Source organism: Cytobacillus sp. FSL W7-1323, from assembly GCF_038595015.1.
GTDB lineage: Bacteria > Bacillota > Bacilli > Bacillales > Cytobacillaceae > Cytobacillus > Cytobacillus kochii.
The window spans coordinates 1555201-1581671 of sequence record NZ_CP151998.1; the positions used below are offsets into that span (position 1 = coordinate 1555201).

Below are 26471 nucleotides of genomic sequence, written 5' to 3' on the forward strand. Positions count from 1 at the left end.
TATTAAGGTAGTGTGTTGATGAATATTGGAATTAAAGGAAGAAATAGGTTAACTGTTTTCAGGTGGCTCTACTTTTATTCTCTCATCAGATTCTAATAGAAATAAGTGACCAGTTAACAAATTAAAGACCGGCAGTCGGGATAGACTGGGAAAAAGAGAAGGAGGTAAAAGGAACGACTTAGTTCAATTGTAAAAACAATTTCTTAGGAGGAAGTTATGCAATCGCTTAACGAAAACAGAAGAATTCATTCCATCGATGCAATGAGGGGATTCGCTTTATTTGGTATTTTAATAGTCAATTTTTTATCTTTCCATTCACCATATACGCATATAGATCCGTTTAATTATTGGGATAAAGCAGGGGATAGTACGGTTTTTCCTATTATTGATGTATTTTTTCAAGCGAGTTTTTATCCGTTATTTTCTTTATTATTTGGCTATGGTGTCATGATTCTAAAAGAAAGGGCAGAGTTAAAAGGCGTTCATAGTCCATTATTACTTGCAAGAAGATTTCTATTTTTATTTATCATCGGTTTATGTCACGCATTATTCATTTGGCATGGAGATATTTTAGTTACCTATGCTATCGCAGGATTTGCTCTTATTTTATTCATAGAACTGTCAGGGAAACTGTTAATCTTACTTGGTCTACTCATTTATATCATTCCAAATCTACTCTTAGTTGGGATATTACTTCTTACGTTATTCATAGAACCAGATCTTTCGGCGATGATGACGACATCTGTTGCTGACATTGTTCAGGTGTATCAATCAGGCACATGGCTAGAAATCGTACGTCAGAATATAGATGACTGGTTAATGAATAATAATTTGGCCACAATGCCCATTTTAATGATTAGTATTTTACCATTGTTTTTAATTGGAGCAGGGCTACGAAAGCTTCAAGTGGTTGAAAAACTTGAACAAAGACGGATGACAGCGATTGTTCTCATGATTGTATTTCTTACTACTGGATACCTTATTAAACTATTACCATATTTCATTAGTACTAATTTAGCAATGCAATATATACAAGATATCTTTGGGGGCCCATTGGTAGCGGTTGGGTATAGCCTACTCATCCTTGTGCTCGTTAATAGCAAGATAGGGATAATCACAAAACCTTTACAAACAATCGGGCGCTTGTCTATGACGAATTATTTAATGCAATCCATTGTGGCTACATGTTTATTTTATAGTTATGGGTTTGGATTGTATGGCAATGTATCATTGCTGACAGGAACAATGATTGCCATTATATTATACGTATGTCAAATTCTATTCAGCATAATATGGATGAAATATTTTGTATATGGCCCATTTGAATGGTGCTGGAGATGGTTCACTTATTGGCAAAAGCCGTCTACATTTAAAAGAATTCAAAAGTAAGAGTCATCTATTATTCACAATCATTTGCTAACATTTCAGTTAATTTACGCTATACTTATTTAAAAAGGGGTGTAGAGTGTGAAGTACATAACATATGAATACAATAATAAACAAGCTTACGGCGTACTTGTGAAAGAAGAAAAAATGGTCTTACCTTTGCAGGAGGCTGCACAAAACAAAGGGGTACCTTTGCCAGAAGATTTAGTGGATGCCATCGGACATGAAAAATGGAGCGACACATTCATACAGGAATTAATAAGCGATGAAAGTGAATCTACCCTGTTGATAGCCTTAGAAGACATTCAATTAAAAGCACCAATTCCAAGGCCGAAAAAGAATGTTTTCTGTGTAGGGAAAAACTATGCAGAACATGCAATTGAAATGGGAAGTTCAGCAGATATTCCTAAAGAAATGATTGTCTTTACGAAGTCACCTACAACAGTAGCTGCTCCAGACGAAGAAATCCCTCATTATCAACAACTAACAGAAATGTTAGATTATGAAGGAGAAGTAGGAGTAATTATCGGTAAAAAAGGCAAAGAGATAGAAGAAGCGGAAGCGTTAGATTATGTGTTTGGTTATACGATTATTAATGATATAACAGCAAGAGATATACAATCTAAACATAAGCAATACTTTTTAGGGAAAAGCTTGGATCAATCATGTCCGATAGGTCCGTGGATTGTAGGGAAAGAAGAGTTAACAAATCCTAATGATTTGCGTATTACGACTAAGGTCAATGGAGAAGTAAGACAAGATTCTCATACTTCAAAATTTATCTTTCCTATCGAGAAGATTATTCACATCCTTTCAAAAGGGATGACGCTAGAACCAGGAGATATTATTGCCACAGGTACACCTGCTGGCGTTGGTAATGGCTTTAAACCACCACGTTTTCTAAAGCCAGGTGATCATATTGAAATCACAGTTGAAGGTGTAGGGCAGTTATCTAATACAATAATGAGTATTAATTAATCATTATTGTAAAGATTGATAGTAATCTTTAGGCTTTATCTATTTGATTATGGTATGATGTAAACGAATTATTCTCTAAGGATAAGAGAATAAGAAATTTAAGGGGGTTCTAATGTGACACATGCACATTTAACAACATGGATCGTTGCCTTTATTCTATTCTTTGTTGCCTTATCATTGCAGAAAAATGGCAAAGATAAAGTGGTACATATGATTCTAAGATTATTTTACTTATTAATCATTGCCACAGGTGTAGGTATGCTTTTCTCAATTAGTAATATTGATATTTTGTATGTATTGAAAGCGCTTGTTGGCTTATGGATTATCTCTATGTGGGAAATGATCTTAATTCGTAATAAAAAGGGCGAAAAGTCAACCATTTTATGGGTTCAACTAGTTGTCGCTTTTTTACTTGTCCTTTATTTAGGCTTAAGTTTGCCATTAGGATTTACACCATTTATGTAGGTGAAAAGACTCTATTGAAAGCTGCTAAAATTAGCAGCTTTTTTCTTTTTTTCGTGTCATTATATCACCTTTTATGGTATTTTTAATCTGATAGTACTATATTAGTTTTCCTTTTTTAGGTATTTAATACTATATGAAACGAAGTTGCGCTACCTGACACAGTCCCTATTATTAGAGGGTATGGTCAACATTGTACGGATGAGAACCTCCATGATTGATCATGAAGTAAAAGATGAGGGTGGTTATTCAATTAAATGAGAATAAACCGATAAAAGAATTGTGAGTGTTAGAGGAAAGAGCTTTTTATTATCATCAAAGATAAAGTCCTTATAATTTAAATCGAGGTTGGATTATAAAGTATCAAACGTTGACGAATGAAAGGTGGACATACACTCGCAGGAGGATACGAAATGGCAGCTATACTATCAGGAATTGACAAAATGGACAAATGCAGCTTGAAAATCAGGTGCCATCGTTTATTTCAGTAACAAAGGAGGAGCCGATGATGGTCGATTCGTTTATTCAATTACCTGTCAATGATCGTAAACGAACAAAACAATTAATGATAGAGTGCCAAAATTTAAAGCAGTGCTATCATGTTTTGTTCCAAAATAACACAGAATCTATCTTTACTATTGATGCTGAGGATCGTTTTACAAGTGTCAATTCAGCTTTAGAGGAAAATTCGGGCTATACAGCAAAGGAACTAATTGGTCTGCCATTTACTCGTTTATTTGATCATCGCCAACTTCCGATTATCAAAGCTTTTTTTGACCGTGCAAGAATGGGGGAAACACAGCAGTTCCAAACAGATATCATTGGGAAACTTGGTAAGAAAGACTTTTATGATATTAAACTCATCCCAGTTATTCGAGATGAAAAGGTAAGTTGTATATATGGAATTGCTAAAAATGTTACAGAACTAAAGAAGATCGAAAATAAATTAACCGAATTATCGTACTATGATCATTTAACTGGACTCCCAAATAAACATAGATTTACTGAACAATTAATCTCGTCAATGAAAAGGGCGAAAAAAAATCAGCAATCTTTTGCTTTACTATCTATTGATATCGATCGTTTTAAAATGATTAACGAAAGTGTTGGATATTTAATAGGCGATCAGATCATTCAGCAACTGGCTTATCGTGTCAATCAGACCTTACCAACCGATAGCTTTTTAGGGAGCTTTGGTGGGGACCGCTTCTTATGCTTATTACCTGAGAATTTACAGACAGAAGAAATAATGAGGCTCACACAGACTTTACTTGAGACCATCGACCGTCCCATTATTATTCAACAGCAAGAGATTCATGTCACAGCAAGTTTCGGCATTAGTTTATATCCAAATGATGGGATAGATTCCGAGCAACTGATGAAAAATGCTGATATCGCGATGCATCTTTCCAAACAGAAAGGTGGTAATCAATTAACCTTTTTTTCTGAAGAAATGAATGAAGAAGTGTTAAAACGATTCGAGATGGAAGGCTATTTAAGAAAAGCATTAAAAAATAAACAGTTCACACTTCATTACCAGCCCCTCGTTTGTTTAGAAAGTGGAGAGCTCTTTGGTAGTGAAGCTTTGATTAGATGGTACCATCCGAAAATTGGAAATATCTCTCCGGCACAATTTATACCTTTAGCAGAGGAAACAGGACTCATTAACGATATTGGTCGATGGGTATTAAATGAGGCATGTAAGCAGAATAAATTATGGCATGATCAAGGTTTTACACATTTACAAATATCGGTTAATGTAGCTGCACGTCAATTTCAACAAAAGCATTTTTTAAAGGTTGTTAAAGATGCCCTGCAACAATCGGGCCTTCCACCAAAGTATTTAATTTTAGAATTAACAGAAAGTACGATGCTGAAAAATAAAAAACATAGTATTGCAGTTATGAAAGAGTTGCAAAGAATGGGCATTCAAGTATCGATTGATGATTTTGGTACAGGATATTCCTCATTAAGTTATTTGAAGGATTTGCCAATTGATACATTGAAGATTGATCGTTCTTTTATACATAATTTACGTATGAATACATCTGATGCTGCGATTGTGAAAGCAATCATTACGATGGGGAAAGGGTTGCAGTTAAAAGTGTTAGCAGAGGGTGTAGAAACAGAAGAGCAAATGAAAGTGCTGAAGAAACTGGATTGCCACTTTGCTCAAGGGTATTTTTTTCAAAAGCCATTAGTAAACCAAGAATTTGAAAAAGGGTTGCAGCAGCAATGATCATAACATTGGAAATGAGACTGTAGACGAGCTTGTAGTGAGTGTCTACAGTCTTTTTTTCTTTTTTTTGTATGCTCATTTTATCCGGAAGAAGAGATTTTTTCAATGACCATTCTTTTTCCACTATTTAAAGTAAATTCGAAACGGTCTGTCTCTTTTTCATAATAAAAGAAATGATGCTGTACGCTACAAATATGCTCTTGATTATCAAAAATCATAAAATTAACACCGCTTTTTCTTGTTTCATCACCGAAAAATGTCAACTGATTATAGCAGTAAATACAATCAAAAATGGAGAAATCAATGCTGTTTAAACTAGTGATGAATTGTACAAAGGCATCGTCATTTACTTCTTCTAATAATGATTCTAATGAGAAAACGAGATGCTTTTTAATTCTTATCTGATCTTGATCTTTTAAATGGAGCAGATCACTGCCGCAATGGATTTGGCCATTGAGTGATAATACACCTTTTCGCCACCGTTTCAGTCTAAATACCTCAATTTCTTGTTGGCGATACTCTTCTAATGAAGATGCTTCATCCGTTTCCTGGTCAAAAAATACCCACTGATTATTAATAAATTCAACATTCCCCTCCATATAGGCTCTTGATTGTTGTTCTATTAAATTGAGTCGTTGTTGTCTGTTCATCATAAACCTCCAGGTAAAAGTCTTTCACTCTATTTTTTGGCAATTTCCTAATGTTTTATAACCTTTATCTAGGACAATTAACCATTTATTTTAGCTCGCATAGAATAAATCCATGCATGATGTTCCGGGCAATTCCACTCGTTTGACATCATTAATTATCCGCTTAAATATTTGCTGCATCTATGATGCTCGTAGAAAGGGTGAAGAAGCCATGTGTGGAATCACGGGCTGGGTTGACTTCAATACAAATATGCAAAATGAACGTCCGACACTAGAAAAAATGACGAATACTTTATCTAAAAGGGGTCCTGATGATACGAATATTTTTGCTTCTGGGCCAGCCGGGTTTGGTCATAAGCGATTAGTCGTTGTTGATCCAGTTGGCGGAAAGCAACCAATGACTATTGATAAGAATCAAAATCGCTATACAATTTGTTACAATGGCGAACTTTATAATACAGAAGATTTAAGAAAAGATCTCCTTATAAAAGGATATTCGTTTAAGGGTCATTCTGATACAGAGGTGCTACTAACTTCTTACATTGAATGGGGAAAAAATTGCCTTCAATATTTAAATGGGATATTCGCCTTTGCGATTTGGGATGAAAACGGTCAAGAACTTTTTATTGGTAGAGATCGATTAGGGGTTAAGCCGCTTTTTTATAGAGAGACAGTAAAGGGGTTACTGTTCGGTTCAGAAATAAAGGCGATTTTAGCACATCCAGAAGTAAAAACAGAAGTAGATAGAGAGGGATTAGCAGAAGTATTCGGTCTTGGACCTTCAAGATCCCCAGGATCAGGTGTTTTTCGCGGGGTGAAAGAGCTACGACCAGCTCATGCATTAACACTATCACAACAAGGGTTAAAGATTTGGCGATATTGGAATGTGGAAAGCAAAAAACATGAAGACTCTTTAGATGAGACAGCTGAAAAAGTACGTAATCTTGTTACAGATGCAGTAACAAGACAACTCGTATCGGATGTTCCTTTATGTACGCTCTTATCTGGTGGATTGGATTCAAGTGCGATCACAGCCATTGCAGCCACAGCATATCAAAAAGAGGGAAAACCACCATTAAAAACCTATAGTATTGATTACGAAGGCAATGATCAATTCTTTAAGGCAAACGATTTTCAACCAAATGCGGATGGTTTTTATATTAAGAAAATGTCAGACACTTTCCATACCATTCACCAGAATTGCATTATTTCACAGGAGGAGCTTGCCGCTCATTTAGTTGAAGCAGTTCATGTAAGAGATTTACCAGGTATGGCAGATATCGATTCTTCTCTACTTTGGTTCTGTCGTGAAATTAAAAAAGAGCATGTGGTTAGTTTGTCGGGAGAATGTGCGGATGAGATTTTTGGAGGCTATCCATGGTTTCATCGTTCGGATGATCTCAGTCGAACTGGATACCCTTGGATGCGATCAATCGATGAAAGACAGCGCCTCCTGAAAGAAGATTGGAGAAAGAAATTAAACTTAAAAGATTACAGTATGGATAAATTTAATCAAGTGATTGCTGAAACCCCACTTTTAGAAGGAGAAACACCGGAAGAAGCAAGAAGACGGCAATTATTCTATATAAACATGCTTAGCTTTATGACAACGTTATTAGATCGTAAAGATAGAATGAGTATGGGAGCTAGTTTAGAAGTTCGTGTTCCTTTCGCGGATCATCGCCTAGTAGAATATGTATGGAATATTCCATGGGATATGAAAATGCATGGTAATCGAGAAAAAGGAATACTAAGGAAGGCGTTGGAAGGGGTATTACCAAACGAGGTATTATATCGTAAAAAAAGTCCTTATCCGAAAACACATAACCCTGCTTATATTAGCATTGTGACAAAAATGTTGAACGACGTATTAGAAGAATCATCCTCCGTTCTTTTTGAATTATTCGATGAAAAGAATTTACGAGAAATCGTAGCAACTGAAGGCTCTGCTTTTCAAGTTCCATGGTTTGGACAATTAATGACTGGACCGCAGCTTCTCGCTCACTTAGCACAAATCCATTATTGGTTTAAAGATTATAATATTAATATTGTTGATTAAAAAAAGAGGTGTTCCCTTTTTAATTATTATGGGAGCACCTCTTTTTTTCTACGATAAAAATAGAAATCTCACTCCAATTAATTAGTACGATATAAAAGAAATGTTACGATTTTAAATATTTTGTTCACTTCTGTTTGACGAAGTAACAACAAACCGCTAATCTATAATGGTTAACGTTTTTGTAAAATAGAGACAAACTATCATTAAGGAGGAGAAAGATGAAAAAGGTCATCACCCTCATCTTAATTCCGCTATTACTAGTGTCATTAGTGCCAAGTGTATTAGCAGAAGAAAAACGAAGCTTACAGGATGAACTTATTTATTATGTTATGATTGATCGTTTTAGCAATGTAGATAGTAAGAATGATTACCATGTGGATGTGAAGGACCTTGAAGCGTTCCATGGTGGTGATTTTGTTGGTATTATTGAAAGACTTGATCATATTGAAGATTTAGGTATGACGACGATTACCTTGAACCCAATATTTGCAAACGCCGATAAAGGTTATCATGGATATTGGGTGGAAGACTTCTATGAAACAGAAGAACATTTCGGAACGTTGGAAGAATTTAAACGACTAGTGGAAGAAGCACACAAAAGAGATATCAATGTCATGATTGATTTCCCACTAAATTATGTTGCAGCTACACACCCATGGGTAAACGACCCTACTAAATCAGATTGGTTGAAGGAATCTGAGGAGATCTCAACACCAGATATGTTCACTAAAGATTGGTTAGCTGGGTTGCCGCAAATCAATTATGAGAATGAAGAAGTAGCACAATATATCATCGAAGCGGCTAAATGGTGGATAACAGAAACAGGTGTAGATGGTTATCGTTTAGAAGGCATCCAGTTAACAGATAAAGATTTTCTTCAAAGCTTTGTAGACAGTGTAAAAGAAACCGATAATGAGTTTTTTGTTTTAGGTGAAGTATGGTCCACAGACCCACAAGAAATTGCTAAATATGAAATGACCGGTATAGATAGCTTAACAGACTATGCTTCAACATCTAATATAAGGGAAGCATTTGTAAAACCGGATGTGTCAATGACTGATACTATTGGTGACATCGAAAATAACATTGATACATATGAAGAACCAAATATGGTTACAAGACTAATTGATAGTAAAGATATGATTCGTTTTACAAATCAGCCAGTCGCATTAAATGAACATCCAGGACCAAGGTGGAGAACAGCGGTAACGTATTTGTTTACAACCCCTGGGATTCCAATGTTATATTATGGTAGTGAAATTGCGTTAATTGGGAATGAAACCCCCGATAACCGCAGACAAATGGATTTTCGTACGGATCCTGAGTTAATTGAGTACATCGGACAGCTAACAAAAGCAAGAGAAAAATTACCTTCTATTGCAAAAGGAGATTTTACTCTTTTACATGAAAGTGAAGGTTTTACGGTTTTTAAGAGACAATTTAAAGAAGAAACATCAATAGTAGCCATCAATAATACAAGTGGTACGAAAGATTTAGTATTAACAGGAGAAGAGATAGAGAATGATAAAGAGTTGCGAGGATTATTAGCTGGTGGGTTAGTAAGAAGCAATGATCAAAATGAATATCATCTCGTACTAGACCGAGAAGAAGCTGAAATTTATGTTCTTACCGAAAAGCAAGGGTTTAACTTTGTTTATGGAGCAACATTGTTATCAGTGTTACTTGCCTTCTTTGCCTTTTTATTCTTGGCTAGAAGAAGAGGTAGAAATCGGACAGGAGAATAGAGAACAAAAGATGCCGAAACAGTCTCGGCATCTTTTTTTGATAGTAAATGTAATTTGATTGCTTAGGTGCATTTCAAGGTTATATTACGCTACATAATAGTGGGGCAGAGAGAAAAAGATATGTAGCATTCTTTTTTAGTCTTGTCCCCCTCCTACTTTCCCTATCCATTAACAATTTTCCCGCCGTTAATATGCAACATTTGTCCACTCATATAACTAGAATCGTCGCTTGCTAAGAAGACATAAGCCGGAGCGAGTTCAAAGGGCTGTCCCGCTCTTTTCATTGGAACATTTTTTCCAAATGATGCAACTTCTTCAGCAGAGAAAGTGGACGGAATCAATGGTGTCCATATAGGACCAGGGGCAACACCATTCACTCTAATCTCTTTGGACGCTAACTGCAAGGAAAGTGACCTAGTAAAAGAGACAATGGCCCCTTTAGTTGAGGAATAGTCAACTAATAGTTCATTACCTGCATAAGCGGTGACCGAAGCGGTATTAATGATCGAGCTGCCAGCTCCTAGATGTGGTAGTGTGGCTTTTGTTAAATAAAACATAGCATAAATATTTGTTTGGAAAGTTTTTTCAAGTTGTTGACCACTAATGTCCTCGATATTTTTTTGTGGATGCTGTTCACCAGCGTTATTAACAAGAATATCTATTTTCCCAAATTTATTTAACGCTTGCTTTACGACTTCCTGACAAAAAGGTTCTGATGAAAGGTCTCCGCTAATTAAAAGGCATGTCTTCCCAGCTTGTTCGACTAATGTTTTGGTTTCTTTTGCATCTTCATGCTCATTTAAATAAGGAACAATAACGTCTGCACCTTCCTTAGCGAAGTAAATAGCTGTAGATTTACCTATACCGCTATCTCCGCCAGTAATAATAGCTACTTTACCTTCTAGTTTTCCAGCAGGTTTATAATCTTCATTCACATAGATCGGCTTAGGAATCATTTCCTCTTCCGTTCCTGGTTGATGATTTTGATGTTGTGCCATAAAGCTTTTTGGCAATTGTTTATTATCCATCCTAATCCCTCCTTGCTGTTGTTTTCCCTTTTTATTATGTTGAAAACCTTACATTGTTATGAGGACAAACTTAAGTACAAAAAAGAGGCAGTGGAATCACTGCCTCTGTGCTGGTATGTAATTATCGATAATTAGAAAATTGAACATCGATTGTTAAATCAGCTTCTCTTACTAGTGAGATGATTTGTTGAAGATCATCTCTATTTTTCCCTGTGACGCGGATTTGATCATCTTGCATTTGACTCTTAACTTTAACACCACTATTTTTAATTAATGTATTGATTTTCTTCGCGTTATCTTTGTCAATCCCTTGAACTAAGCTTGCTCTTTGTCTAACTGTGCCACTTGAAGCAGGCTCAATTTTGCCATAATCTAAATTCTTAATCGGGATCCCTCGTTTAATCATCTTACTAATAAGCACATCTTTCAGTTGCTCTAGTTTGTATTCGTCATCAGAAATAAGGACGAGCTCTTCTTTTTCTAAAGTAACCTTACTTTTGCTTCCTTTAAAATCATAGCGTGTCTGTATTTCTTTCATTGCAATTTGAATTGCGTTAGTGACTTCAGCAAAATCTACTTTTGATACGATATCAAATGAACTTTCTTTAGCCATAAAATAATTGTCCTCCTCATGAAAAGAGTTTCACTTTATGTTCTTATTATAGTAGAATATAGCAATGCGAACAACTTTAGGAGGATTTAAATGGCTTTAATAGATGAGATCGGCAAAATTACAGAGTTATTAGTTTCCAGAGAAGCGGCTTTTGGTTATTTCTTAACAGATGGAGAAGAGGACGTTCTGCTTCATAAGAATGAGGTCAAAGAAGAAATTACAGAAGGACAAAAAATTTCTGTCTTTATTTATGTAGATTCTGAAGGTAGAAAAACAGCAACAATGACATTACCTGAGATTACCGTTGGAGTATATGGCTGGGCGAAAGTAGTAGATGTTAATCCTGAGCTCGGGGTATTTATAGATATTGGTATTAGTAAAGATATGTTACTGGGAAAAGAGGATTTACCTGTACACGAACGAGTATGGCCTACTGTTGATGATACGGTATATGTTACATTAAGGGTTAATCGAAACGGTAGAATATATGTGAAGCTTGCGACAGATCAAGTGATAGCTAGTATTTCACATAAGGCTGGAAGGGAAGAACTTAATAAAGATATCCACGGATTTATTTATCGTACAGCCAAAGTTGGAAGCTGGATTTACACAGCAGATGGCCTAAAAGGCTTCATCCATGAAACGGAAAGACGTCAAGAGCCAAGACTTGGGGAAAAAGTGAACGGTAGAATCATTGATGTCAAACAAGATGGTTCGATTAATGTCTCCCTCAATCCAAGAAAACAAGAAGCGTTACTTGATGATAGTGAAATCATTCTTAATTACTTGCAATCACGTAATGGAGCTATGCCATACAGTGACAAAAGCGCACCAGAGGATATAAAGGATAGATTTCAACTAAGCAAAGCTTCTTTTAAACGTGCACTTGGTCGATTGATGAAGGATGGTAAGGTGTATCAAAAAGAAGGTTGGACTTATATAAAAGAGAATGAGTCAAAATAAATGAAAGCGGGAAGGTGTGAGAGCCATCCCGCTTTTTTTGTATGATTTCATAATAATCTTATGAAATCGGGCAAAGACTGAAGTTGTATTAGTTGATAGTAAAGGTAGAACTAAGATTTGGTCTTGGTAGAAGTCGTTGCTAAAAAAGAGCGAGAAGGAAATATATGCGATGTAAAAGAGAGAAACAAAGAAATGAGTAAATAGAAAAATCGAGAACTAATAGTTTGGGGGAGAAAGAATGAGTAGGACAAATAGGAGAAACGCGACTAATAGTTGAAAGAAGAAAGAAATAAGTAGGGGAAATAGAGAGATCGCGACTAAAAATTGAAGGAAGAAAGAAATAAGTAGGGGAAATAGAGAAATCGCGACTAAAAATTGAAGGAAGAAAGAGATGAGTAGGGCAAATGGAGAAATCACGACTAAAAGTTGAAGGAAGAAAGAAATAAGTCGGGCAAAAAGGGAAATTGCGACTAATAGTTGAGGGAAGAAAGAAATAAGTCGGGCAAATAAAGAAATTGCGACTAAAAGTTGAAGGAAGAAAGAAATAAGTCGGGCAAATAGAGAAAATGCGACTAATAGTTGAGGGGAGAAAGAAATGAGTCGGGCAAAAAGGGAAATCGCGACTAATAGTTGAGGGGAGAAAGAAATGAGTCGGGCAAATGGAGAAATCGCGACTAAAAGTTGAAGGAAGAAAGAGATGAGTAGGGGAAATGGAGAAATCGCGACTAAAGGTTGAAGGAAGAAAGAGATGAGTAGGGGAAATAGAGAAATCACGACTAAAAGTTGAAGGAAGAAAGAAATAAGTCGGGCAAAAAGGGAAATCGCGACTAAAAGTTGAGGGGAGAAAGAAATGAGTAGGGGAAATGGAGAAATCGCGACTAAAAGTTAAAGGAAGAAAAAAATGAGTCGGGCAAATGAAGAAATCGCGACTAATAGTTCAAGGAAGAAAGAAATGAGTAGGGCAAAAAGAGAAATCGCGACTAAAAGTTGAAGGTAGAAAGAAATGAGTCGGGCAAATGAAGAAATCGCGACTAAAAGTTGAAGGAAGAAAAAAATGAGTCGGGCAAATGAAGAAATCGCGACTATAAGTTGAAGGAAGAAAAAAATGAGTAGGGCAACGTGAGAAATCGCGACTAATAGTTGAAGAAACAAAGAAATGAGTAGCGTAAATAGGAAAACCGCGACTAAAAAATACGCCCATCGCTGTACCCACGAAAATAGTATATCCTAACAACATGGTTAAGGATATGCACAAAAAATAATCTTTGAAAAATGTCCATTGAGCCCAATCTCAAGACAAAGTTTTGTAAACTGTATAAGTCCTAAAATACTTGAGGTATCTTAGGACTTCACTTTTATCATTTGAAAACTTTTTTTCAATCAAAGATGGTCTGTTTTCTTTGAAAAGCTTTTTCGACCTTCTTGCTTATTTTTTGTTTCTTCCATGTTTTTTTCATGGTTAAATGCGTTGTTATCTTTTGCTTTTTTGTCATTATCAGTTGTATGAGACATAAAATAAACTCCCTTCCATTCTTCATCTGTACACATTTAGTGTTTGAAAGAATGGAAGGAAGTATGTATAAGTGCGTTAACCTTTAAGTTTATTTAAAAAGAAAATTGCAATTGTGCCGGCACCAGCATGGGATCCGACTGCTGACCCAATTGGAGAAATATAAAAGTGTTCAACACCAAATTCTTTTTGAATCATCTCTTTCACTTCTAGGGCAGTGGCTTCATCATCACCATGACTAATAGCCACCATTTGTCTATCCAAGGCAACGCCTCTTTCCCTCATGATATCAATGATCCGTTTAAAGAGCTTTTTACGACCGCGATGTTTTTCAATTGGTACAAGTTTTCCATCTTCAACATTCAATAGTGGTTTAATATTGAGTAGCCCACCTAAAAAGGCAGATGCTTTAGAAACTCTACCGCCCTTTGCTAAATACTCTAAGTCATTAACCGTAAATAAATGTTCCATATGTTCGCAATTGAATGTTGCATTGCTAACAATTTCATCTTTGGTAAGTTGCTCTTTTGCATCTTTTGCAGCATTCAGTACAACTAATCCATAACCTAAGGAAGCACATTTACTATCTATGATGGTTAAGTTAAAGTCTGGGTAGGTTTCTTTTACTTGATCTAACACCATAACTGCAGTGGAATATGTTCCAGAAAGTGCGGAAGAAAAGGCTATATAGATACCATCTTCCTTGTTTTTCGCCATATTCGTAAAGATCTCTTCAAATAAAAGGGGAGAAGCTTGGGAGGTCTTAGGTACCTTACCTTCTCTTATGGCTTCATAAATATTCTTGGAATCGATCGTCAACAGGTCATCGTATTCCTTTCCATTTAAATGAACCTTCAATGGAATAAGTGTGACATCGTTTTCTTCAAAAAAACTTAACGGTAAGTCACATGCGCTGTCAGCGAGAATTTTAACTGACATTATTTCACCTGCTTTCAACTTATAGATGATACTAGTTTATAGAAACTTAGGAAAAAAAACAATGGAATGCATTGAAAAACCTAAACTTGGGTAAAGAAAAGATAGAGAGATGATTAAGGAGGTCAATATGAATTGGATTGAAACAAGAAAAATCATCATTATTGTTGTGGGGGCTATATTAAATGCGATAGCGATGAACTTTTTCCTCATACCCGCAAATGTATATGCGAGCGGCTTTACTGGAGTAGCTCAACTTCTTTCGAGTATATTAAATGGTGCAGTTTCTACTGGCATACTTTTATTTATTTTAAATGTACCAATAGCTATCTTTGCATGGAAACGTGTGGGTAAACTTTTTACCTTATATAGCCTTTTAAGTGTTGTGATTACAACTGTTTCTATGGAGGTTATCCCTGTCATCAGTGTATCAAAAGATATTTTGTTAAATGCTGTGTTTGGGGGAGTCATTGCAGCCGTCGGTGTCGGTATCACATTGAAATGGGGCGCTTCAACAGGCGGTATGGATATTATAGCTATGTATCTCTCGAAGGCTAAGGATCGACCAGTTGGTACATACTTTTTTTCATTAAATGCTGTTATTATTATTACAGCTGGCTTCCTTTTTGGATGGGAAAAAGCACTTTATACATTAGTGACATTATATGCATCCACACGGGTTATTGATGCAATTCATACAAGACATGAAAAGCTTACAGCGATGATTATTACTAATAAGCAAGATGAAATGAAGAAGGCCATTCATAATAAATTGGTTAGAGGAATTACAATGATTCCTGCAAGAGGAGCATTTTCCAATGAACATCGGGAAATGCTAATGATTGTAGTATCAAGATATGAATTATTTGACTTACAAAGAACCATTCAAGAAGTAGATCCTAACGCATTCACTAATATTGTAAATACTGCCGATGTCTATGGTGTTTTTAGAAGAGATTAATGAAAGGGGGCAGTTATGCTACATTTACTGCTTAGTGCCATACTTGCGACGAATTTTCTTCCACAGCAGTCTGAAATGGAAACAAACAACCATATGGATATTCAATTTGAAGTTCAAGCGGTTTCGGAAGAAAAATTGGTCCTTACTTTTACTGTTCATAATCAAACAAATGAATTGGTCGAATTGCAATTTAATTCTTCCCAAAAGTATGATTATGAGGTGGTGGATGAACATGGAAAAGTAATATATAGGTATTCGGATGGAAAAGCCTTTTTACAAATGATTCAAACAGAGAACCTTTCTGCGGGAGAAAAAAAGGAATGGAAGTCTACTTGGGATTATCAAACCGCAAATGAAAATACCTTAAACCCAGGCAGTTATAAGGTTGAGGCGAAATTTTTAGGACAGGTAATAAAGCCAGAAGGAATGGAAATAAACCAAACTTCACAAACCACATTTATGTATGGTAAAGATCAACTCTTTAACAATATTACAGTTGAGGGCAAAGATGGTATCTATCATATTAAGGGGCATTATAAGGGGCAGTTGCCGGTTATGTATTCTGTAGAAGATGGCCATTTTTTGCTTATAAAAGAACAGCCTGTTCAAGTGAATAAAGATGGTGATTTTAATATTGCTGTGAAAGTGAAGGAAGAAGATTTACCAAAAAACGGTTCTTTAATCGCTTACCTTTCTGAAAAGGGAAGTAAAGGAACTCCGATTATACTGCAAAGTTTTTAAGATGGAAAAAGAGCTAACTCGAGAAAAGTTAGCTCTTTTTCCTTCGAAATTTTATATTCCACCGAGGGAAGAGTCATTTACATTCTTTAACTTTTCAGCTTCTGCCTCCGAGTATGTTGAATGGTAGGGTATACGTGCATCATGCTGAGTGACACTATCGGCACCTTGCTTAATAAAGCGCTTCGATTTATTACGTTTGCCCATTTAAATCTCCCCTTAATGAAGAATATTGAAGTAGCTAATTGCTACGACATCCTTTATTTTGTACCATTTTTACTTTTTTTAAAAAGGGTAGATTTTGGTTAGTGTGTTTTTAAATTCAAATAATCATTTAAGAAGATACCAATCCCATCTTCTTCATTTGTTAAGGTCACTTCATTAGCCGCTGTTTTAACAGCGTCAATACCATTACCCATAGCCACACCAATACCAGCAAAATCAAGCATTTCTAAATCATTATCTTCATCACCGAAAGCAATCACTCGATCTTTAGGAATATTTAAATAATCACAAGCTTGTTGAATGCCAATTGCCTTGTTTAAACCAGCCTTAACGATTTCGATAATATGGAAAGGTTCGCCCCAGCTACGTTGATGAATAACTTCAGCATGCACATCATTCAAATGGCGCTGAATTTGTGTTATTTGCTCTTGATCTGTATGAATGAGCATACTTGTTGGGGAAGCAGGCAGGAAGTTTCTTAAATCCCCTGTAGTGACTTTAGGGTTACCGAGATTAAACATATTCATCAGTTTTTCATCATGATAATGATAATATACATCATCAAGCACTTCCGCAATAATATTATTGAACTTAAAATCTTGACTAGCATCAATAATGTCTCTTGTCACTTTCATATCAAGAGGCGTATGGCGTATTCCCCATTTTGGATTTGTTGGATGATGAATAAAGGCACCGTTGAAATTAACGATAGGTGTGGTCATTTGCATTTCCTTATAATACATTTCACTTGAACGATAAGGCCTTCCTGTAGCAATCATCACCTCATGTCCGGCTTCACGGGCTTTAAATAGGACTTCTTTTGTTTTTTGTGAGATGGTTTTATTATCTTTTAATAAAGTGCCATCTAAATCAAGAACGATTAAATGTTTTTGTGTCATAATATCTCCTTCAGTTTTTTATAGGAAAAAATCATTCATCTAATAAGCATTAAAGTATGGTAAGGCGCAAATAAATGTTAAACTTGAAAGGCAGTTAATATTTTCAAGTAGTACTTATAATCTAAGTTTACACTATATTACCAATGTATACGGTCATTTGTAAAAGAAATAACCTCTTTTATAAGATGTTTACATTTTCTTATAGTTTTTAACATAGGAGGAGACATAGTGGTTATTATTGATCATCAAGAATTAAAAGGTATTCCCGCTTTGCATATCGTGAAAGATGAGTTTAAATCTGAATCGTTGCCCCTCATTTTCTTCATTCATGGTTTTACTAGTGCGAAAGAGCATAACCTACATTATGCCTACCTTCTTGCTGAAAAAGGATTTCGTGTTATATTACCAGAAGTGAATGAACATGGTGAAAGAGGTCATGGATTGCCAGAGCCTGAATTGCAATTGAAATTTTGGGATATGATTATTCAAACAATTAAAGAATTACCTGAGATAAAAGAAGAGTTAGTAGCTAAAGGGTTAGTTGATGAGAATCGTATTGGTGTGGCAGGTACTTCGATGGGCGGAATTATTACACTCGGTGCCTTAACACAATATAAATGGTTGAAGGTGGCAGTTAGTTTAATGGGCATGCCATATTATGAGAAGTTTGCTGGTATGCAAATTGAAACAATGCGGAAAAAAGTAAAGGATTTCCCATTATCAGACACTCAAGTAGAGGCTGTTCTAGATGAAATTACAAAGTATGATTTAAGTAAACAACAGGAAGTTTTATCAGGGCGTCCGTTGCTATTTTGGCACGGTAAAAAAGATACGACTGTTCCATTTGCGCCAACTTATGACTTTTTTCAAACGATACAAAATTTATACAAGGGACATCCAGACAGGTTGAATTTCATTGTTGATGAAAATGCAGGACATAAGGTAAGCAGAGAAGGATTATTAGCAACAGTTGAATGGTTTCAACGATATTTATAAGAAAAAGTGATAGTTAAAACAGCTATTCCTTTTTCATTGATGACTTTTTTGTTATGATAGCTATAACATATGATATGAGGAGTTGTGTTCGATGGACAAAGATTTAAAAGAAAGCATTATGGGCGCACTAGAACTTGTTGTTGACCCTGAATTAGGAGTAGATATCGTTAATTTAGGACTCGTCTATGATGTTACTATGGATGATGAAGGAAATACGGAAGTTGAAATGACTTTAACTTCCATGGGTTGTCCTTTAGCTGGCACAATTGTTGATCAAGTGAAAACAGCGCTTGCTGATATCCCTGAAGTAAAAAGCACGGAAGTCAATATTGTATGGAGTCCGCCATGGACAAAAGATAAAATGTCTAGATATGCAAAGATTGCATTAGGCGTTCGTGATTAATTAAGGTGTAAGAAAAAACAGCAAAGCATTGCTTGCTGTTTTTTTGTATGAAAAAATATAGAAATAAAATAGCGCTCCTTTGCCTTAGGTACAGGGATAAAGCTTAAAGTAGAGAAGCGAACGATATTTAGTACTCTAATTGGCATATGCCAATAGAAGATTTCATGTTATATTGGAATAAAATCATTTTACATTTTATTTATAGAAAAAGTTATCGACGTGATCGATAAGACGGAGTTGATTTACATGAAACAAACTCATATTAAGGATTCACTCAATCGGCCATTACGAGATTTACGTATATCAGTAATTGACCGTTGCAATTTTAGATGCCAATATTGTATGCCAGCAGAAATTTTCGGACCAGATTTTGTTTTTCTACCTAAGAATGAATTGTTATCTTACGAAGAAATTGAAAGATTAGCACGGATTTTTGTTGGTTTAGGTGTAGAAAAAATTAGGTTAACGGGTGGAGAACCCTTACTACGGAGAGAATTGCCTTTATTAGTGAAGAAACTATCTCAAATTGAAGGCTTAGAGGATATCGGCTTAACAACTAATGGCGTATTATTACCTAAATTTGCTACTCAATTAAAAGCCGCTGGGTTAAAACGGGTGAATATTAGCTTAGATAGTCTGAAAGATGAATTGTTCGGTGAAATTAATGGACGCAATGTTGGGACAGGTCCGGTGATAAAGGGAATACACGCAGCAAAAGAAGCGGGACTCGGTGTCAAAATTAATATGGTTGTGAAAAAAGGCTTAAATGATGAAGAAGTCCTACCAATGGCGAAGTTTTGTAAAGAAAATTCACTACAGTTAAGATATATTGAGTATATGGATGTTGGTGATACAAACGGTTGGAAAATGGATGATGTGGTGACAAAGAAAGAAATTTTCCAGCAATTAAATGAACATTATGATCTTGAGCCTGTTGATCCTGACTACTTTGGCGAAGTTGCTAAAAGGTATCGATACACTGGTACTGATATAGATGTAGGATTTATTACCTCAGTATCTGAATCTTTTTGTTCTAGTTGTACCCGCTCGAGATTATCTGCTAATGGGCAGTTATATACATGTTTATTTAATGGTGAAGGACATGATATTAAATCATTTATTCGTTCAAATGTCTCTGATGATGATATTGTCGGATATGTTACTGACATATGGAACCATCGGAATGATCGTTACTCTGATGTCAGAACAGACGAAACGAGAAAAAATCGCAAAAAACTTGAAATGTCTTATATTGGCGGATAAAGATTATTTAGGGGATGGAAACAGATGCTAGAAAAGAGGAAGCCGATTCAGGTTGCTGAAGCAGTTGAAAAAGTAATGAGATATAAACAAAGCGGCGCCGTTGAATTTGTCTCAATTAAGGAAAGTCATGGTAGATATTTAGGAAAAGATTTAACGGCAACAAGTGATGTACCACATTTTAATCGCTCCCCATATGATGGCTTTGCAGTTAGGTCTATAGATACGAAAGAAGCTTCTTTACAAAATGAGGTCGTTTTTGAAGTAGTTGATCATATTGGAGCAGGCTACGTATCATCAAAGAAAATAGGACCAATGCAAGCAGTACGTATTATGACGGGGGCAAAAATCCCTGATTCATGTGATTGCGTCGTTATGCTTGAGGTAGCGAGATCGTTTGAAGATGGCGACCAATCGTATATGTCTATTAAGCGTAGCTTCAACGCTGGTGACAATGTTTCTTTTCAAGGGGAAGATGCAAAGAAAGGTGAGGTACTCGTTGAAAAGGGGACGAAAATCAATCCTGGTATCCAAGCCATTCTAGCGACATTTGGCTATGCTGAAGTACCTGTAGCTAAAGGTCCGGTTATTGGGTTATTTGCAACTGGAACGGAATTATTAGAAGTGGAAGAAGAACTAGAGGATGGAAAAATAAGAAATAGTAATAGTACGATGCTCATAGCGCAAATCGAGCGCGTTGGTGCTGATGTGAAATATTATGGTAAACTACCAGATGAATTTGATACATGTTACGAAGCAATTTCAACTGCAATTGATGATGTAGACATTCTTATCACAACAGGTGGTGTATCTGTAGGAGACTTTGATTATCTCCCTGCGATATACGAGAAGCTACAGGCGGAAGTTCTGTTTAATAAAGTCGCAATGAGACCTGGTAGTGTTACGACAGTAGCACAGATAAATGGAAAATTATTATTTGGCCTCTCTGGGAATCCTTCTGCTTGTTATGTTGGCTTCGAATTATTTGCAAGACCAATCATTCGTTATATGTTAGGTTGCCGCTCCCCTCATTTAAGAAAAGAAACAGCAATCTTACAGCAGGATTTTCCAAAAGCAAATCCATTTACAAGATTCGTTAGAGCCGATGTGTATGTCACAAATGGATCATTGATGGTGCGACCTAGCGGTGTTGATAAATCAAATATTGTCATGAGTTTAGCAAGAGCAAATGCATTTATGGCATTGCCAGGTGGTACGAGAGGCTATGGTGTTGGAGATATTGTTGAAGTTTTCATGCTTGAAGATTTTGTGGGTAGCAATTGGCCGTGGTAACACCTAAAATTATGCAAGTGGTTGGTTATCAAAATAGTGGTAAGACGACATTCGTCACTCAACTTGTACAAGCACTAGCAGAAAAAGACTTGAATGTTGCAACGATTAAACATCATGGCCACGGTGAACCTGATGTAGTATCAAATAAAGATAGTAGTAGACATATCGTATCAGGAGCAACTGCCACCATTGTCGAAGGTGAAGGCATGCTATTAATGCAAGCAAAAAAGCTTAATTGGACACTTGAAGAGCAGATTCAAGTACTAACTTATATGAATCCAGATGTTATTATTATTGAAGGACATAAAAAAGCAAACTATCCTAAAGTACTATTACTGAGGGATGAAAACGATCAAAACCTTATTGAGCAACTGTCAAACATCAAATATATAGTTACAAAAGATGATAGCAATGAAGTGGTTATAAAGGAAATAGTGAATAAACTTATACGGTAGTTAATAACATGATATTAGTACATAAGATACTCCCCTAAAGGTAGACAGGTTTTAAATAAACCTGCTTTACTGCTAGGGGAGTATTTTATTATGCATTCAATTGTATAGAAAAATGGGGATGAACGAAAGAAGGTTAAGGTTAAAAAGAACAGTAAAAAGATTTTTTTAATAAATTAATCATTTTTGGTTTAATTGGCTTATCTTCGGGTAGGGGTTTAAATAAAAGTCCGAAAAATGTGTTAAATCTAAATTTTTATTTAATTTGTTAAAAAAACTTACAAAAACCTGTTGCATTTCTTTTCAGAAATTTCTATAATAGTAGTTAAATATTTAATAAATATGAATAAAAATTTATAAATATACAAAATTAAAGGGTGACATGATGAAAGCTTCAATTATTGGTACTACAGGATATGGTGGGGCAGAACTATTGAGAATATTAAAAAACCACCCCGAATTTGAAATCTCTTCTATACATTCCACTAGAGATAATTTAGCCATTTCTGATGAATATCCACATTTAATCGGAATCATGAACAATCAATTACAAAAGATAGAGCCAGAGAAAATTAGTGAAAGTGCAGATATTGTGTTTTTAGCAACCCCCTCTGGTGTATCGGGTGAATTAGCGGCACAATTTGTGAATAAAAATATTAAAATAGTAGATTTATCAGGAGATTTAAGATTACCAGCATCAGAATATAAACAATGGTATAAGAAAGACCCTACTTCTGATGAGGTGATTAATCAGGCGGTATATGGATTAACTGAGTGGAATCGAGACCAAGTGAAAACTTCTGACCTGATTTCGAACCCTGGTTGTTATCCGACTGCTACATTATTAGGTTTAGCTCCTGTAGTTATTGAGCAATTAATAGAAAAAGATCAAATTATCGTAGATGCAAAATCAGGCATCTCAGGTGCGGGTCGTTCTCTATCAAGGACGTCGAGTTTCGCCGAGGCGAATGAGAACTTCTCGGCATATAAAGTGAATCAACATCAACATACACCTGAAATTGAACAACAATTAAAGGTTTGGAATAAGGAAATGGAAGCAATCACATTTACTACACAGTTACTACCAATCACCAGAGGTATAATGGCTACAAGTTATGTGAAACTGAAAGAAAGTTACTCGACTAAACAGTTAGTGGAATTATACGAGCATACTTACCAGCAAAGTCCGTTTGTACGTGTTCGTCCAGTCGGTAATTATCCATCAGTAAAAGAGGTAGCCGGTTCTAATTATTGTGATATTGGTTTACATGTTGATGAGCGCACAGGCCGAATGACAATTATCTCTGTAATTGATAATTTAATGAAAGGGGCAGCTGGTCAGGCTGTGCAAAATGCAAATTTAATGTTTGGAATGGAAGAAACGACAGGGCTGGAAATGTCCCCGTTATACCCATAAGGAGGAACGACAAACAATGGAAGCAACTAAAAACAGCCTTATTACATATATACAAGATGGCTCTATTACAACACCAAAAGGTTTTAAGGCTGATGGTATTTATGCAGGGCTTAGTAAAGGGAAAAAGGATCTTGGAATGATTGTTAGTGAACAACCAGCGAGTAGTGCAGGTGTTTATACAACAAGTTCCTTTAAAGCAGCTCCTTTATTAGTAACCCAAGAAAGTATTGCCGCTAAAGGTAAGCTTCAAGCGATTGTCGTAAATAGTGCTTGTGCAAATGCTTGTACAGGAAAGCAAGGGCTTGAAGACGCTTATAAGATGAGAAAGCTGACTGCAGAGCAATTAAATTTGACTGAGCACTTAGTCGGAGTTGCATCTACTGGAGTCATTGGCGAATTTTTAGATATGGAAAAAATCGACCAAGGGATAAAATCCATCCAACCACAAGCAACAAAAGAACATGCTAATAGTTTTGCTACAGCAATTTTAACAACTGATTTAATTGATAAGCAGACTTGCTACTCAGCTGAAATAGCAGGTGGGACGATTCATATGGCAGGTGCAGCAAAAGGGTCAGGAATGATCCACCCTAATATGGCAACAATGCTTGGTTTTGTGACAACGGATGCGCAGGTAAGTCCCAGTGATCTACAGATGGCACTTAAAGAAATCACAAACGAGACATTTAACCAGATTACAGTAGATGGAGATACATCTACAAATGATATGGTCCTTGTTATGGCAAATGGGATGAGCGAAACGGGAATATTGAGTCCAGCTCATAAAGATTGGCCCATTTTCATAGCGTTGTTAAAACAAACATGTGAAGAGTTGGCAAAATCAATTGCTAGAGACGGCGAAGGTGCTACCAAACTTGTTGAAGTAATAGTCAAGGGTGCCATTACAAACGAAGAGGCACAAAAAGCGGCTAAACAAATTGTTGGTTCTAATTTAGTGAAGACAGCTATTCACGGAGCAGACGCTAATTGGGGACGAATAATTGGTGCGCTAGGGCAAAGTCAAGTACAGGTTGATCCGAATAATGTAGATATTTCTATAGGCCCCATTCAAATGTTAAAAGAGAGTACTCCCGTTTCCTTTTCTGAAGAAGAAGCGAAGGCATATTTACTTGGTGAAATGGTGGAAATTCACGTTGATCTACATATTGGCGAATGCTTAGCAAAAGCTTGGGGATGCGATTTGTCGTATGATTACGTGAAAATAAATGCAAGTTATCGTTCCTAAGGAGGAATAGACAATGAAGCGTATTGTAATAAAATGTGGGGGAAGCGTGATGGATCAGCTATCACCTGCGTTCTTTGAAAGTTTACATCATTTACAGAAGAATGGTTACCAACTTATTTTTGTTCACGGTGGTGGTCCTGAAATAAACAAAATGCTGCAAATACACAAGGTAGAATCACAATTTATCAATGGTTTAAGAAAAACAACGCCAGAGACTATGAAGATTGTTGAAATGGTGTTATCAGGTGTAGCCAATAGGAAGTTAGCAACATTGCTTGATAGTAATGGTTTTAAAGCAGTTGGTTTGAATGGAAGTGACCACGGTTTCCTACAAGCTGATTTTATTAATGAAACAGAGCTTGGGTTAGTAGGAGAAATTACCAAAGTGAAAGCGGAGTTATTAGAAGTAATTCTTAATAAAGGCTATATACCTGTTGTAACACCTATTGCTACAACAGAAAGTGGCAAGAAGTTAAACATCAATGCAGATTTTGCTGCTGCATCTGTAGCAAAAGCAATTGAAGCGGAAATGTGTATATTCGTCACCGATGTTGAAGGTGTATTAATTGATAAACAACTCGTAGAGCATTTAGATACAGAAGAAATAAAACAGCATATTGACAGTGGTGAGATATCGGGCGGGATGATACCAAAGGTAAACTCTGCAGTGGCGGTGTTAGAACAAGGCCTTGCTAGTGTAATGATTGCTTCTGGGAAGCACAACTTTTTTAATGGAGAAGCTTGGATAGGGACAAAAATGACAAAAAAACAAGTAGAGGTGGTACAATAATGAATCATTTATTCCCCACATATGCTCGCTGGGAAGTAGAACCAGCAGATGCAAAAGGCACAAAACTAATAGATAAAAACGGGAAAGAATATTTAGATTTCACCTCCGGAATTGGTGTCACTAACTTAGGTCATCGTCCCGATTCAGTCCAAGCAGCGATCACAAAGCAATTAAATAAGTTTTGGCATGTATCCAATCTATTTACACAAGAACAACAAGCAGTGGCAGCAGAAAAGTTAGCTCATGCATCTGGTTTAGCTTATACATTCTTTGCAAATAGCGGAGCAGAGGCAAATGAAGGGGCAATTAAATTAGCCAAAAAAGCTACAGGTAAAGATAAAATCATAACTTTTAATAAATCTTTTCACGGTCGAACAATTGCTACGATGGGTGCAACAGGTCAGGATAAAGTAAAACAAGGGTTTGGGAGTATGCTGCCAACATTTTCGTATGCTACTTTTAATGATATCGAGTCGGTGAAATCATTAATAGATAATGAAACAGCGGCCGTGATGGTGGAAGTGGTTCAAGGTGAGGGTGGTATTCATCTTGCAGATTCAGCCTTTTTAGAAGAATTGCAACAATTATGTCATGAATACCAAGCATTGCTAATTATTGATGAAATTCAAACAGGCATTGGTAGAACAGGTAAACCATTTGCCTTTCAACATTATGACCTACAACCAGACATAATTACCTGTGCAAAAGGGCTTGGAAGTGGGCTACCAATCGGTGCTATCATAGGCAAAGAAAATTTAAAGGAATACTTTGGTCCAGGTAGTCATGGTTCCACATTTGGAGGAAATCCATTAAGTATTGCCTCAGCAATCGCTACAATGGAGATAGTCTTCAATGAGGATTTTTTGTCAGAAGTGAATGAAAAAGCAGAATATTTACTTGAACAGTTGAAGAAATCGCTATACAATATAGAAGAGGTAACTGCTATTCGTTCATTAGGATTAATGATTGGTATAGAGATGAATACAAATACAGCATCTTTATTGCAATTCTTAAGAAATGATGGCTTGCTTACGTTATCGGCGGGTGAAAATGTCTTGAGATTATTACCACCGTTAACAGCAACAGTAGAAGAGATCAATCAAGCAGTCGCTATACTAAAAAAGAATATAGTTCCAGTTCAGACAGCCTGAAATATGGCTGCATTTTTAAAACTAAAAATGCATAAAAATTAATTTTGTTTAATGAATATACAGAAGTTCAC

25 protein-coding genes are annotated in these 26471 nt (G+C 36.0%); 18 read left to right on the forward strand and 7 right to left on the reverse strand.

Features of this window, described 5'->3' with window-relative positions:
• Positions 1 to 216: 216 nt before the first annotated feature.
• The 4 genes from MKX67_RS08060 to MKX67_RS08075 all read left to right on the forward strand — a co-directional run bounded on the left by MKX67_RS08060 (position 217) and on the right by MKX67_RS08075 (position 5065).
• On the forward strand, positions 217 to 1389 hold the full coding sequence (locus MKX67_RS08060) for a DUF418 domain-containing protein (protein WP_328198728.1): 1173 nt from the start codon (positions 217 to 219) through the stop codon (positions 1387 to 1389).
• Between the two features lie 78 nt (positions 1390 to 1467).
• A complete protein-coding gene (locus MKX67_RS08065) occupies positions 1468 to 2364 on the forward strand; it encodes a fumarylacetoacetate hydrolase family protein (protein ID WP_233435271.1) in 897 nt (298 codons plus the stop codon).
• Between the two features lie 114 nt (positions 2365 to 2478).
• On the forward strand, positions 2479 to 2829 hold the full coding sequence (locus MKX67_RS08070; protein ID WP_095369846.1) for a YisL family protein: 351 nt from the start codon (positions 2479 to 2481) through the stop codon (positions 2827 to 2829).
• A gap of 505 nt (positions 2830 to 3334) precedes the next feature.
• Positions 3335 to 5065, forward strand: a complete 1731-nt coding sequence (locus MKX67_RS08075; protein WP_180316985.1) for an EAL domain-containing protein — start codon at positions 3335 to 3337, stop codon at positions 5063 to 5065.
• Between the two features lie 80 nt (positions 5066 to 5145).
• Here MKX67_RS08075 and MKX67_RS08080 read toward each other — a convergent pair whose 3' ends face one another.
• Positions 5146 to 5715 (reverse strand): DUF2777 domain-containing protein, encoded by a 570-nt coding sequence (locus MKX67_RS08080; RefSeq protein WP_095369844.1) that lies wholly within the window; start codon positions 5713 to 5715, stop codon positions 5146 to 5148.
• Between the two features lie 211 nt (positions 5716 to 5926).
• Here MKX67_RS08080 and asnB point away from each other — a divergent pair, with 211 nt between their 5' ends.
• On the forward strand, positions 5927 to 7774 hold the full coding sequence (gene asnB / locus MKX67_RS08085; RefSeq protein ID WP_342489110.1) for an asparagine synthase (glutamine-hydrolyzing): 1848 nt from the start codon (positions 5927 to 5929) through the stop codon (positions 7772 to 7774).
• Between the two features lie 218 nt (positions 7775 to 7992).
• A complete protein-coding gene (locus MKX67_RS08090) occupies positions 7993 to 9519 on the forward strand; it encodes an alpha-amylase family glycosyl hydrolase (protein WP_342489111.1) in 1527 nt (508 codons plus the stop codon).
• A 161-nt stretch (positions 9520 to 9680) separates the two neighbouring features.
• Here MKX67_RS08090 and MKX67_RS08095 read toward each other — a convergent pair whose 3' ends face one another.
• Both MKX67_RS08095 and MKX67_RS08100 read right to left on the reverse strand, forming a co-directional pair.
• Entirely contained in the window at positions 9681 to 10547 is an 867-nt protein-coding gene (locus MKX67_RS08095; protein WP_281202608.1) for an SDR family oxidoreductase, read from the reverse strand.
• 121 nt (positions 10548 to 10668) lie between these two features.
• Positions 10669 to 11160, reverse strand: a complete 492-nt coding sequence (locus MKX67_RS08100; RefSeq protein ID WP_095369840.1) for a YajQ family cyclic di-GMP-binding protein — start codon at positions 11158 to 11160, stop codon at positions 10669 to 10671.
• A gap of 90 nt (positions 11161 to 11250) precedes the next feature.
• On the opposite strand from MKX67_RS08100, the gene MKX67_RS08105 reads away from it, so the two are divergent.
• Entirely contained in the window at positions 11251 to 12123 is an 873-nt protein-coding gene (locus tag MKX67_RS08105; RefSeq protein ID WP_095369839.1) for a S1-like domain-containing RNA-binding protein, read from the forward strand.
• 1380 nt (positions 12124 to 13503) lie between these two features.
• On the opposite strand, the gene MKX67_RS08110 is transcribed toward MKX67_RS08105, so the two are convergent.
• Together MKX67_RS08110 and MKX67_RS08115 are read right to left on the reverse strand one after the other, a co-directional pair.
• Positions 13504 to 13635 (reverse strand): DUF3941 domain-containing protein, encoded by a 132-nt coding sequence (locus MKX67_RS08110; protein ID WP_095369838.1) that lies wholly within the window; start codon positions 13633 to 13635, stop codon positions 13504 to 13506.
• A 76-nt stretch (positions 13636 to 13711) separates the two neighbouring features.
• Entirely contained in the window at positions 13712 to 14572 is an 861-nt protein-coding gene (locus MKX67_RS08115; protein ID WP_307317926.1) for a DegV family protein, read from the reverse strand.
• A 127-nt stretch (positions 14573 to 14699) separates the two neighbouring features.
• On the opposite strand from MKX67_RS08115, the gene MKX67_RS08120 reads away from it, so the two are divergent.
• Positions 14700 to 15530, forward strand: a complete 831-nt coding sequence (locus MKX67_RS08120; RefSeq protein WP_342489112.1) for a YitT family protein — start codon at positions 14700 to 14702, stop codon at positions 15528 to 15530.
• A gap of 15 nt (positions 15531 to 15545) precedes the next feature.
• Positions 15546 to 16271, forward strand: a complete 726-nt coding sequence (locus tag MKX67_RS08125; protein ID WP_342489113.1) for a BsuPI-related putative proteinase inhibitor — start codon at positions 15546 to 15548, stop codon at positions 16269 to 16271.
• A 51-nt stretch (positions 16272 to 16322) separates the two neighbouring features.
• On the opposite strand, the gene MKX67_RS08130 is transcribed toward MKX67_RS08125, so the two are convergent.
• Together MKX67_RS08130 and MKX67_RS08135 are read right to left on the reverse strand one after the other, a co-directional pair.
• Complete coding sequence (locus tag MKX67_RS08130; protein WP_191814850.1) at positions 16323 to 16475, reverse strand: hypothetical protein; 153 nt, start codon at positions 16473 to 16475, stop codon at positions 16323 to 16325.
• A gap of 98 nt (positions 16476 to 16573) precedes the next feature.
• A complete protein-coding gene (locus MKX67_RS08135; protein WP_342489114.1) occupies positions 16574 to 17392 on the reverse strand; it encodes a Cof-type HAD-IIB family hydrolase in 819 nt (272 codons plus the stop codon).
• 228 nt (positions 17393 to 17620) lie between these two features.
• Here MKX67_RS08135 and yjfP point away from each other — a divergent pair, with 228 nt between their 5' ends.
• The 9 genes from yjfP (at position 17621) to MKX67_RS08180 (ending at position 26400) form a co-directional block, all read left to right on the forward strand.
• The gene (gene yjfP, locus MKX67_RS08140; protein ID WP_342489115.1) at positions 17621 to 18388 is read left to right on the forward strand and encodes an esterase; all 768 of its coding nucleotides are present in this window, start codon (positions 17621 to 17623) and stop codon (positions 18386 to 18388) included.
• Between the two features lie 91 nt (positions 18389 to 18479).
• Positions 18480 to 18791, forward strand: coding sequence for a metal-sulfur cluster assembly factor (locus MKX67_RS08145; protein WP_095369832.1), 312 nt, complete (start codon positions 18480 to 18482; stop codon positions 18789 to 18791).
• A gap of 246 nt (positions 18792 to 19037) precedes the next feature.
• Positions 19038 to 20054 (forward strand): GTP 3',8-cyclase MoaA, encoded by a 1017-nt coding sequence (moaA, locus tag MKX67_RS08150; RefSeq protein WP_342489116.1) that lies wholly within the window; start codon positions 19038 to 19040, stop codon positions 20052 to 20054.
• Between the two features lie 24 nt (positions 20055 to 20078).
• Positions 20079 to 21344: a gephyrin-like molybdotransferase Glp gene (gene glp / locus MKX67_RS08155; RefSeq protein WP_341050444.1), complete on the forward strand. Its 1266-nt coding sequence runs from the start codon at positions 20079 to 20081 to the stop codon at positions 21342 to 21344.
• Positions 21338 to 21799, forward strand: a complete 462-nt coding sequence (gene mobB / locus MKX67_RS08160; RefSeq protein ID WP_095369829.1) for a molybdopterin-guanine dinucleotide biosynthesis protein B — start codon at positions 21338 to 21340, stop codon at positions 21797 to 21799. Before glp ends, mobB begins: the two co-directional genes overlap by 7 nt.
• Positions 21800 to 22181: 382 nt before the next feature.
• Positions 22182 to 23213 carry an N-acetyl-gamma-glutamyl-phosphate reductase gene (gene argC, locus MKX67_RS08165; protein ID WP_095369828.1) on the forward strand — a complete coding sequence of 344 codons (1032 nt, stop codon included), beginning with the start codon at positions 22182 to 22184 and terminating at the stop codon, positions 23211 to 23213.
• Positions 23214 to 23229: 16 nt separating this feature from the next.
• On the forward strand, positions 23230 to 24459 hold the full coding sequence (argJ, locus tag MKX67_RS08170) for a bifunctional ornithine acetyltransferase/N-acetylglutamate synthase (RefSeq protein WP_340978441.1): 1230 nt from the start codon (positions 23230 to 23232) through the stop codon (positions 24457 to 24459).
• 13 nt (positions 24460 to 24472) lie between these two features.
• A complete protein-coding gene (gene argB, locus MKX67_RS08175) occupies positions 24473 to 25249 on the forward strand; it encodes an acetylglutamate kinase (protein WP_095369826.1) in 777 nt (258 codons plus the stop codon).
• Positions 25249 to 26400 carry an acetylornithine transaminase gene (locus tag MKX67_RS08180; RefSeq protein WP_322909165.1) on the forward strand — a complete coding sequence of 384 codons (1152 nt, stop codon included), beginning with the start codon at positions 25249 to 25251 and terminating at the stop codon, positions 26398 to 26400. Before argB ends, MKX67_RS08180 begins: the two co-directional genes overlap by 1 nt.
• The last annotated feature ends 71 nt before the right edge of the window (positions 26401 to 26471 follow it).